The following is an 11020-nucleotide window of genomic DNA, read 5'->3' as shown; positions in this document are numbered from 1 at the left end:
TATAGCGTGTATATGGTTTATAGGTGTACCAGTATAACCGCCACTCGACTCTTATGTCCGCTTATAAAAATGTCAAAGACGATAAATTCCACTATTTTATCCTCAAACAAAAAGCCGATGTCTTCCATGCCATGAAGAGCTTCTTCCGTGAAGAATCGAAGGAGAAGATGGCTTGAACCCCTAAGTGAAGGGGTTTTTTATCCTATACGATTAAATAAACATACTAAAAATAGTAGCACAGGCCACGGCAATGGCCTGTGCTACTATTTTTTAACAGAAGTATAGAGCAGGTATTTTTTACAAGTCATACTCATATTTTACCTGATGTTTAGAAATCGAAAGTTTTCTTCACCTCTAATAGATCAGCACTTGTAAAACCAGTATTCCCCCGCCAAAAACTAGAACAAAAAGTACAACTGGCCAAACAAATTTAAACCAATGAGAATACCTCATATTCAACATTTGTAAAGTTGCCATTACTAATCCAGTCGGTGCCAAGAAGAGCATTGCATACTGTCCAAATTGATAAGCAGTAACAATTACAAAACGTGGGATATCCACTGTGTCAGCTAAAGGTGCAAGGATAGGCATAGAAAGAACAGCTAATCCAGAAGACGACGGAACAATAAATCCTAGAACAAAAAAGATCAATAACATAGCCAGAATAAACATTGGCCCACTTACATTCGCAACAAGAGAGGATGAATAATTCAGTATCGTATCAGAAATCAAACCTTCATTCATCACGAGATTAATACCCCGAGCAAGACCGATAATCAAGGAAACACCTACTAAACTCGATGCACCATTTACAAACGCATCGACAACGCCATTCTCGCCAATACCGTTTTTGCCTGTAGCAGTTAAGAACATAATGATAATAGCGAATGTTAAGAAGGAAGAAGCCATGGTAGGAAACCACCAGCCCAACTCCATTACGCCCAATACCATAAGCGGGAATCCTACGACAAACAATGTCAAAATCAATTTTTTTCGCACTGTAAACTTAGAATGTTCGCTGCCGTCAGCAGATACTACTGACCACATTTTATTGAATTCATCACGATCCTCATAAGAATAAGAGAACGTAGGATCTTCTTTCACTTTTTGAGAATACCAACGTAAATAAATGACTACAAAAATAGTTGCAACAACTAACCCGCCAAGCCGCCAAGAAAGCCCTTCAGTGAAATTTATACCTGCAGCATTAGAGGCAATGACCACAGAAAAAGGGTTAATGGTAGAGAAACAGGTACCAACAGAACTGGCTAAGAATATCGCACCTACACAAACGATAGAATCATACCCCATCGCTAAAAACACCGGAACTAAAATTGGGTAAAATGCTACGGCTTCTTCCTCGATACCGCATAAAGTTCCACCAATAATCATTAAAATAGCGACGATGAATATTAGCATAAACTCATGACCCTTAGTTTTTTTCGTCAAAGAGATAAGACCAGATTCAAACGCACCACTTGCCTTGACAACACCAATCAAGCCGCCTAACACAAAAATAAATACCATAATATCAACAACTTCAATTGTCCCGCGAACCATACTGCTTGTTATGTCTTCGGGTCCTGCAGGCCGTTGTTCCAATCTTTGATATGTGTCTGGGATGGAGATTGGTTTCGTTATTCCGCCTGAAGTAAACTGTTTGATGTCAATCTTAACATGGAGCTTATCAAGCTCTTCTTGCGTGCTTGGAACACTTTTAACTTTTCCATAAGGATCCGTAATGGTTAATTTAGAGCTAGACTGATCATAAAATAATTTTGAATAAGACCCTGCTGGAATAGACCATGTCGCTATCACAGCAACAATTGTTAAGACAAATAAGATGACAAATGCTCCGGGCATTCTTAATTTAAATTTCTTTTTAGGACCCTTTTCTGTGCTGTTTGCTTCACTTGCCTTGTTCATAAGGTCATCTCCTCTGTAAAAATATAATCGTAAAAAGGTTGTATTTTCAAAGGTTTAAAAGTGAGCTTTTAGTTTTTGATTATTATTTCGAGTAACAGCGAAAAAGTTGAAGAGAAAAGTTTTATCCGACGTTCTTTAAAGTTAGTGATTCATATTTTTTTAACGTAATAGAAGTGTAAACATCAATGAGGAATGAAATAGTAACTTTTGATAAGTGGAACTCCACCTACTTGTGAAGTTCCACTTATCAAAAAACAGTTGTGATTTGATTTTCTCTATTGACTCTTAACGAACTGTCATAAGTTTATTTATTGATACGAGTACCAATTTTTCCAGCTAAGGCTTCATCCAGATTTTCTAGTGAAGTAATCAGCGCAATCCCACTTGGATTTTCATCCAAAAAGTTTAAGCAAGCCTCAACTTTAGGCAGCATACTTCCTTTGGAAAATTGATTTTCCTTGATATATTCTTTTAATTGCTGACTGTTGGTTTCAGTTAATGCTAATTGATTTTCTTTTCCATAGTTCACATAGACATAGTCAACAGCGGTGAGAATGATCAATTGATCTGCAGCAATCTTTCCAGCCAATAGTGCACTTGATTTATCTTTGTCAATAACTGCTGGAACTCCTTTATAGTTGCCATGCTCTTTCACAACAGGCACACCGCCACCGCCGCCTGCAATTACTAAAGTATTAGCTTCAATTAAATGGTTAATACTTTTAAACTCTACGATTTCTTTTGGTAATGGCGAAGCAACAACTCTCCTGTAACCACGACCAGCATCTTCAACAAAAACGTAGCCTTTTTCTTTCGCGATTTTTTCTGCAGTTGTCTTGTCGTAAAATGATCCGATTGGCTTAGTAGGATTAGAAAAAGCTGGATCGTTCGGATCGACCTCGACTTGAGTAACCAAGGTCACAACTTCTTTTGTCAAATTATTTTTGCTCAATTCGTTTTGTAAACTTTGCTGCAAATGATAGCCAATGTAACTTTGACTCATCGCTCCGCATTCTGGAAATGGAAAAGCTGGAGATTGACCGTGTTCAGCCGCATAGTTCATTGCTAGATTGATGGTACCTACTTGAGGGCCATTACCGTGACTGATGACCACTTGGTGGCCTTTAGAAATCAATCCTACAAGAGAAGCTGCTGTTTGTTGAACCAGCTTTAATTGTTCTTCAGGGGAATTTCCTAGTGCATTTCCACCTAAAGCAACTACGATCTTAGACATTTTAGTTTCCTCCTCAGTCACCTAATGTTGCAACCATTACAGCTTTAATAGTATGCATCCGATTTTCTGCTTCTTGGAAAACAACTGAGGCAGCGCTTTCAAATACTTCGTCACTGACTTCCATTTCTTTCAATCCATATTTTTCAAAAATTTCTTTCCCGACTTTGGTTTCTAGATCGTGGAAGGATGGTAAGCAATGCTCAAAAATCACATTAGGGTTTTGCGTTTTATCCATCATTTCTTTAGTAACACGATAAGGTTCTAATAATTTGATTCGTTCTTGCCACACCTCGTCTGGTTCCCCCATGGATACCCAAACATCTGTATAGATTACATCAGAATGCAGTACACCTTCATCAATGTCATCTGTGACTAAAATGGAGGCTCCAGTCGTAGATGCTATTTCCTGACATTTGGCTAATAATTCAGGAGTTGGATTTAATTCACTAGGACAAACCAAATGGAAGGTCATACCCATAATGGAAGCACCAATCATCAATGCATTTGCTACGTTGTTGCGTCCGTCACCTACATATGTAAAGTGAATTTGATTATAAGGCTTCTTCAAGCATTCTTTAGCAGTTAAGAAGTCTGCCAATACTTGTGTAGGGTGATCTTCATCCGTTAAGCCATTCCATACAGGAACGCCAGAGTATTTAGCTAAAGTTTCTACAGTTCTTTGCGAGAATCCGCGATATTCGATACCATCATACATTCCGCCAAGCACTCGTGCAGTATCTTTTGCACTTTCCTTTTTCCCCATTTGGCTTCCTGAAGGGCCTAAATAGGTAACATGTGCACCTTGATCGTAGGCTGCTACTTCAAAAGCACAACGAGTCCGTGTGGAATCCTTTTCAAAAATCAGCGCGATATTTTTACCTGTTAATTTCTTTTGTTCTGTACCTGCGTATTTAGCTCTCTTTAGATCTTCAGACAGGTTCAACAAAAATTCCATTTCTTTTGGTGAAAAATCCAGTAGTGTCAAAAAGCTTCGGTTTCGTAAATTTTTCATTATTTGTTCCTCCTTTGAAGTCTATTAAAGACTATAATCAAAGTGTATTTCGAAGCTTCAGAAAGCTTCAAAAAGCTTCGGAAAGTTATTGGAGGATATTTTATGGCGTTTTTTTCTCACAACATTAACCAAGATAAAATCAAGAGAATAAGCGTTGCTGCAACTTGTATCGCATTGGCGGCACAAATAAATATGCCGATTTTTGTAGATGGCTTCATTTTGACCCTGTCAGTCATCTTATTACCCGTTTTTTTGTATTTTAATGATGATCTCAATCCGCTAACGCTAACAATCGGAATTGCAATTGCTTCCCCTTTTTTTCGTGGCCTTCTGCTTTTTATAACCAATAATTATGCTATCGGAACAATTGCTCAGTATATATTTACTGATATAGCTTTTTATCTTTGTTACGGATGTTTGTACTATTTTTTATACTGGCATCGCGCATATCGCAATGATAGTTCATTCTTTTTTACTATTTTGCTATGCGACTATATCTCAAATATTTTAGAAGTTAGTCTGCTATTGAATTTTTCAAATTATAGTTTAAGTTTATTTAAAATATTGTTTTTAGTAGCGTTGGTGCGTACGCTTATTAGCTGCTTTATTGCGTTTATGTATCATTACTTTACACTCATGATTAGAAAAAAAGGGCATGAGCAGCGGTATTATCACTTTTTGTGGTCAGTTTCAGCAGTGAAAAGTGAAGTGTACTTTATGAATAAAAACATTAACGAAATCGAAAGAATCATGAAAAACGCTTATTTGCTCAACAAAGAGCTTTCTACTGAAAACCCTTCCAGCGAAAATGGAAATATTGCGTTAGATATTGCCAGAGACGTACATGAAGTAAAGAAAGATTATCAAAATGTGATCAAAGGACTGGGGAGTTATTTCGAAGTAGAGAATTCCTCATTTATGCGTTTAAGTGAAATATTAAAAATCGTCTTGATGAATTCACGTAGTTTTATAAGGGAAAGAGAATTGGATATTTTGATAACGGTCAAAAACCAAATTGACCTGCAAATAAATAATCACTATTACTTAGTTTCAATCTTGTCAAATATTATTTCAAATAGCATTGATGCAATAGGAAAACAACATGGAGGTTCTATAACAGTAATTGTCGAGGATCAGGGAAAGCAGTTGCTAATAAGTTTTTCTGACAACGGTCCTGGTATTGCTTCAGAGATCAAAGAAATGATCTTTCAACCGGGTTTTTCTACTAAATTTAATCAAAATACTGGAGATATTTATCGAGGGATTGGCTTGTCGCACGTTAAAATTATTATGGAAGAACAATTCGGAGGCAATATAAAAGTTGTTTCTGAAGAAGGAAAAGGAACGATCTTCTTTTTAACGTTCAACAAGGAAAAACTAACTACGGGGGAACAGTGATGAATTTTTATATTGTGGATGATGATCTTTCCATCATTATGATCTTGCAAAGAATCGTGGAAGAAGACATGAACAGTCAGGTAGTTGGAACATCGGTATCGCCTAAAAAGGCCTTAAATGAACTCATGTTATTGAATGTTGATATTGTATTAGTAGATTTGTTAATGCCTGAACTAAATGGTATTACGTTAGTTGAAGCACTTTGTAAGGTTAAACCGGAGTTGAAATTTATTATGATTTCACAAGTGCGGGATAGCGAATTGAGAGAAGATGCTTATAAAGCTGGAATCGAATTTTTTATCGATAAACCAATCAATATTTTTGAAGTTCGAACAATCGTTAATCGGGTAAAGCAAAGCATTTTGATGGAACAAAAACTGAAAAACATTCAAAGTTTATTAGGGAATCCTTCAGATAGCAACTCAAGTTTAAACTCGGATCATTTTGATGAAATGAAAAAAAAGGTACGTTCTATTTTAGGGTTTTTAGGTATAACTTCTGAAGCAGGCCATACAGATATATTAAATATTTGTACTATAATGATTGAGCAAAATATATCCTTTAATTCTATCAACTTTAATGAACAATTTGCAGTAGATTCTCATGGGAAGAAAATTATTTTCCAGCGTGTCAGACGAGCTATAAAAAAGGGCATGGTAAACATCGCTAATTTATGCGAAGACGATTTTGAAAATGAATTAACGATCGAGTATACAAACGCACTTTATGGTTATAAAAACATCCACAAAGAAATTCTCTATCTACAAGGAAAGTCATCAACTGGTGGCAGTGTATCTTTGAAGCAATTTTTTGATGGATTAGTAATGCAGGCAAGTATTTAATTGAAGTTTTAGAATACTATTGTAAGAAAAAAGTGAACAAATTTTATTGCTGAAAATTCATCAAAATCAAGAACCATTATTAATAAAGTTATTATTTCTCTAACAGTATAATTTTTATCTTCCTGCACGATTAACCAGTTAGTAAGCCATTTATTTTTCTTTGTTATAAGAAGAATATGATGGAAAAGTGTGTACAGCATTGCTAAGTAAACCAGTATAACCGCCACTCAACTCTTATGTCCGCTTATAAAAATGTCAAAGACGATAAATTCCACTATTTTATCCTCGAACAAAAAGCCGATGTCTTCCATGCCATGAAGAGCTTCTTTAAGCAAGAGGAAAGCAAAATATATGCATGATGAAAGATTGGTTTTGCACATTCTTTTTTTATAAACATTATTTTAATGGGGCACCGGCAGAAGCGGGTGCCCCATTTACATTTCATAAAATTTTTTTCAAATGAATGCAATTGGCGCAGGAAGCTAGGGCGAGATTATGCTAGGATATAGACAGTGAGTTTGATGGATAGACTGAACAGAAGATTCAATGTTATGAATTTAAAGATCCATCGTTCATAGAATTATGCAGAAGAGGTGTTCATGCTTGCCAAATTCGAAATATTTCCGGATTGGTTATGGGATTATTGTTTTTCTGGTCGTTATCCTGCTTGCTTCAAAGGTCAATTTTATTTTCAAACCGCTCGGGATTTTCTTCCAGACACTTTTTCTCCCGTTTTTAATATCTGGTGTCTTTTACTACTTGTTAAGGCCAATTGTGAATTTCCTTAATAGCAAGAAAGTCCCGAAAGCCCTCTCCATCATTTTCATTTACCTTGTGTTTATCGGGCTTGCCACATTGGTGATTCTCCTTGTAGGGCCAGAGCTGCAGCGGCAGTTTAGAAGCCTTGTTGAAAATTTTCCGGACATTATGGAAAGCCTCCAAAAAGAAATTTTGGCGCTTCGAGACAGCGGCTGGTTTTCTCGTTTCCAGGAAAATGAGTACATGACTCTTGATGAATTCAGTGAAAAGATCAGCACATTTATCCGTTCCAATGTATCGGACATTTTCAGCCAAGTAACGGGTGTAATCGGTGTGATTACAAGTATTGTTACGGTGATCGTGACAGTGCCGTTTATTGTTTTTTATATGCTGAAAGACGGAGAAGGCGCGTCACGGCATGTGCTGAAGTATCTCCCATACTTCCAGGCGGAAGAAGTAAGGAAAGTCCTTAAGGATATGGATGAAGCACTAAGCTCTTATATAAAAGGGCAGGCCCTTGTTTCCTTCCTTGTCGGGGTCATGATGTATATCGGTTATACAATTATCGGTTTGGATTATTCGCTTGTCCTGGCCTTTGTAACGATGCTGACGAACGTTATCCCGTTTATTGGGCCATTTATTGGGGTTATCCCTGCTGTTATCATTGGATTTTTAATGTCTCCGTTAATGGCGCTTAAAGTGGCCGCTGTGGCGGTTGTTGTTCAGCAGATTGACGGGAATTTGTCATCTCCTTACATCATGGGCAGGAAGCTTGATATTCATCCTTTAACGATTATCCTGCTCTTGTTGGTCGCGGGAAGCCTTGCAGGACTGTTTGGCATGATTCTCGCAGTGCCAACATATGCTGTGCTGAAAGTAGTCACAAGCCATGTCTACAGGCTGTACAGGCTGCAAAAAGTGAAAGGAAACAGCTTGGACATCAAATAATATGAGGACAAGAAAAAAGGTAAGGGTTCGTAATAATATCCCTTTCCTTTTTTCTTTATTTTTTTTTATTAACTGATTTATTTCTTTTAATGATATCGGAAATTTTACTGTTATTGCCATTGGAATTAATGATGCGTACCAAATCGATCATATTCTCTGTTTCCTGTTCCTCTTTGTTGTATTTTTGATCATCTCTCATTTTCAAAACCTCCAGATTTTTTATTATCTTACCCGGCTGCAGGAGAAAATAACAAGAATCAAGGGATGTATATACTCCATATTTCCCCTTGTGTTTTTTCTGCCCTCCTCATTATCAGGATAGAAAGGGAACTATTGGGATTAGAAATCAACTTTTTGTGTTTTTTTAGACAATGTACAAAAACTCGTGGATTTTATGTGACTGTAACCTCTAAGATGGTGGTATATTGTAAGTAGTAAACATGACTACGTCAGAAAAAAGTAAGATTCAGATAATGTTTATAGTATATTCTGATAACTAATTGGAAGAACAGGAGAAGCCATGACAAATGAATTTGAAATTGCCTGGATAACTGATAGTACCGCCAGCCTTCCTGAGGACTTCGTAAAGGAGCACCATGTATATGTTGTGCCTCTAAGCATTGTTTTCGGGGAAGAATCCTACCTTGAAGGCATTGATATTACGGAAGAGAATTTTTATCCAAAGCTTGCTGCATCGAAAGTGCTTCCGAAGACGTCCCAGCCAGCGATTGGGGAATTTATCGAACTTTATAAAAAATTAAAGAAAAAATATAAACATGCCATTGCAATCCATGCTTCCAGCGCGCTTACGGGGACATACCAGTCTTCCGTTACTTCTTCAGGCATGGTCGGATACAATGTCGAAGTCATCGACAGCAAAATCGGTTCATATCCTCTCGGGAAAATGATCGAAATAGGTGTGGAAATGTTTAAGCAGGGAAAAACCTATTACGAAATCGTTGCCCATTTAAGGGCATTGCCTGCGAAAGCAAGGCTGATTATGGCTCCTGGCAGTCTTGAGCAGCTTCATAAGGGCGGCCGCCTCTCAACAACGCAAGTCATTCTTGGAAGCTTGATTAAATTGAAGCTGATTGTTCAGTTTGATGATGGAAAGGTTGTACTGTTCGACAAAGTCAGGACAGAGCGCAAGGTGAAGGAAAGGCTGTTTGAAATTTTTTCGGAAGCATCACACTGCATAAAGGAAGTCAGCGTAATCCATGGTAACGTGAAAGAAACAGCCGAGGAATGGTGCAGAGATTTACAGGATAGGTTTCCGCATATATCAGTGAAAACAACCATTTTCAGCCCAGTTCCAGGTGTCCATACAGGTCAGGGCACCATTGGACTCGCTTGGGTTAGTGAATAGAAGATCCGTCTATAGAGAAATGAGGCCGCACTCTTCAAAGAAGTGCGGCCTCATTTTGTTAACGGGCGGTTTCCCGATAGATAATTGACAGCACCCCCGCAGCTTGCGTATATATACCCGATGCGTACATTGATCCAGCCGAAACAAAAAAAGCCGCCACCCAGTTGAATGTGACGGGCAGCGGCGTGCAACTTTATTGATCGTTATACGTAAATGAAATAGGCAATGAAGCAGGTGGCAAGGACATACATGATTGGGTGCACTTCCTTCGCTTTGCCCGATGCAGCCATGCCAAGCGGGTAAAGGATAAAGCCAAGGGCAATCCCTGTGGCAACGCTGAATGACAGCGGCATCATGATGATCGTAATGAATGCCGGGATAACGGATGTGATGTTCGACCAATTGATTTTGCTGATTTCAGTTGCCATGAGGGCCCCAACAAGGATCAGGGCAGGGGCTGTTACTTCCGGTGTAACGATTCCGAGCAGCGGCGAGAAAAGAAGTGACACCGCAAAGCAGGCTGAGATGATGACCGAAGTGAAGCCTGTCCGGCCTCCAACAGCTATTCCTGCGGAGGATTCAACGAAAGATGCTGTGGTGGATGTGCCGAGCACAGCACCGGCTACGCCAGAAACAGCATCGGCCAGAAGTGCACGGCCAGCATTCGGGATTTCATTGTTCTTCAGTAATCCAGCCTGGCTTGCCACTGCAATAAGTGCGCCAGCTGTATCAAAGAAGGCAACGAAGAGAAACGTGAATACCACTGCAAGTACTTCAGGTGAAAAAATGTCCCCAATATGGGTGAATACCACGCCAAAGGTCGGAGAAAGATCAGGGACCTTACCAAGAATATGATCAGGCTTATCGATCAGCCCAGTGAAAATTCCCACCACAGTTGAAATAATCATGCTGTAAAATATCCCGCCGGATATACCGCGCGCCATGAAAATAATACTCACGGCAAAACCAAAAATGGCCAGGACAGTTGCTGGTGCAGTCAAATCGCCCATCCCGATAAATGTACCCTCGCTCTGGACAATAATGCCAGCATTTTTCAAGCCGATTAATGCTACGAAAAAACCAATTCCGGCAGCGATGGCATGCTTCAGGTCCTGCGGAATGACATTGATGATTTTCTCCCGTATTTTAAAGAGGCTGAGGAGAACGAAAAGGACGCCAGCAACAAACACTCCGGTTAAAGCGATTTCCCAATCGACGCCCATGCCGATACATACAGTAAAAGTAAAAAATGAATTCAGGCCCATACTTGGTGCGATGCCGACTGGGAAATTGGCCAGCAAGCCGATCAATAAAGAACCAATGATTGCTGATAATGCTGTTGCGGTAAAGACTGCTCCCTTATCCATCCCAGACTGGCTCAGGATCATCGGGTTAACGACAAGGATATAGGCCATCGACAGAAATGTCGTGATACCGGCCATTGTTTCTGTGCGGTAATCTGTATTGCGTTCTGCGAATTGAAAAAAGTTCCTCATGGTGTTCCTCCTCTTGACGCTGTTGGTTAGAATGCCTCT

General features: G+C 38.9%; 9 protein-coding genes and 2 pseudogenes. 6 read left to right on the top strand and 5 right to left on the bottom strand.

Features of this window, described 5'->3' with window-relative positions; genetic code table 11:
* Positions 1 to 23 precede the first annotated feature (23 nt).
* Positions 24 to 176, top strand: a pseudogene (locus tag D1970_RS12555) (sporulation protein YhbH); the annotation flags it as partial.
* Between the two features lie 178 nt (positions 177 to 354).
* On the opposite strand, the gene D1970_RS12550 reads toward D1970_RS12555, so the two are convergent.
* From D1970_RS12550 to argF, 3 genes are all read right to left on the bottom strand, one after another.
* Positions 355 to 1926, bottom strand: a complete 1572-nt coding sequence (locus D1970_RS12550) for a YfcC family protein (protein WP_119113208.1) — start codon at positions 1924 to 1926, stop codon at positions 355 to 357.
* A 304-nt stretch (positions 1927 to 2230) separates the two neighbouring features.
* The gene (gene arcC / locus D1970_RS12545; RefSeq protein WP_119113207.1) at positions 2231 to 3160 is read right to left on the bottom strand and encodes a carbamate kinase; all 930 of its coding nucleotides are present in this window, start codon (positions 3158 to 3160) and stop codon (positions 2231 to 2233) included.
* A 13-nt stretch (positions 3161 to 3173) separates the two neighbouring features.
* Positions 3174 to 4172: an ornithine carbamoyltransferase gene (argF, locus tag D1970_RS12540; protein WP_119113206.1), complete on the bottom strand. Its 999-nt coding sequence runs from the start codon at positions 4170 to 4172 to the stop codon at positions 3174 to 3176.
* A gap of 102 nt (positions 4173 to 4274) precedes the next feature.
* Here argF and D1970_RS12535 point away from each other — a divergent pair, with 102 nt between their 5' ends.
* From D1970_RS12535 to D1970_RS12515, 4 genes and pseudogenes are all read left to right on the top strand, one after another.
* Positions 4275 to 5570 carry an ATP-binding protein gene (locus tag D1970_RS12535; protein WP_119113205.1) on the top strand — a complete coding sequence of 432 codons (1296 nt, stop codon included), beginning with the start codon at positions 4275 to 4277 and terminating at the stop codon, positions 5568 to 5570.
* A complete protein-coding gene (locus D1970_RS12530; RefSeq protein WP_119113204.1) occupies positions 5570 to 6412 on the top strand; it encodes a DNA-binding domain-containing protein in 843 nt (280 codons plus the stop codon). The genes D1970_RS12535 and D1970_RS12530 overlap by 1 nt, the downstream gene beginning before the upstream one ends.
* 206 nt (positions 6413 to 6618) lie before the next feature.
* Positions 6619 to 6771: pseudogene (locus D1970_RS23035) on the top strand (sporulation protein YhbH); the annotation flags it as partial.
* A 244-nt stretch (positions 6772 to 7015) separates the two neighbouring features.
* On the top strand, positions 7016 to 8119 hold the full coding sequence (locus tag D1970_RS12515) for an AI-2E family transporter (protein ID WP_119113202.1): 1104 nt from the start codon (positions 7016 to 7018) through the stop codon (positions 8117 to 8119).
* Positions 8120 to 8174: 55 nt separating this feature from the next.
* On the opposite strand, the gene D1970_RS22415 is transcribed toward D1970_RS12515, so the two are convergent.
* Positions 8175 to 8318 carry a hypothetical protein gene (locus D1970_RS22415; RefSeq protein WP_181213303.1) on the bottom strand — a complete coding sequence of 48 codons (144 nt, stop codon included), beginning with the start codon at positions 8316 to 8318 and terminating at the stop codon, positions 8175 to 8177.
* A 321-nt stretch (positions 8319 to 8639) separates the two neighbouring features.
* Here D1970_RS22415 and fakB point away from each other — a divergent pair, with 321 nt between their 5' ends.
* Complete coding sequence (gene fakB / locus D1970_RS12510; RefSeq protein ID WP_119113201.1) at positions 8640 to 9485, top strand: fatty acid kinase binding subunit FakB; 846 nt, start codon at positions 8640 to 8642, stop codon at positions 9483 to 9485.
* Positions 9486 to 9688: 203 nt separating this feature from the next.
* On the opposite strand, the gene D1970_RS12505 is transcribed toward fakB, so the two are convergent.
* Positions 9689 to 10981 carry an NCS2 family permease gene (locus D1970_RS12505; RefSeq protein ID WP_119113200.1) on the bottom strand — a complete coding sequence of 431 codons (1293 nt, stop codon included), beginning with the start codon at positions 10979 to 10981 and terminating at the stop codon, positions 9689 to 9691.
* Positions 10982 to 11020: the final 39 nt, after the last annotated feature.

The sequence above is a fragment of the Mesobacillus zeae genome, assembly GCF_003570705.1.
GTDB classification, from domain to species: Bacteria; Bacillota; Bacilli; order Bacillales; family Cytobacillaceae; genus Mesobacillus_C; species Mesobacillus_C zeae.
This window is presented reverse-complemented; position numbering and strand designations above follow the sequence as displayed.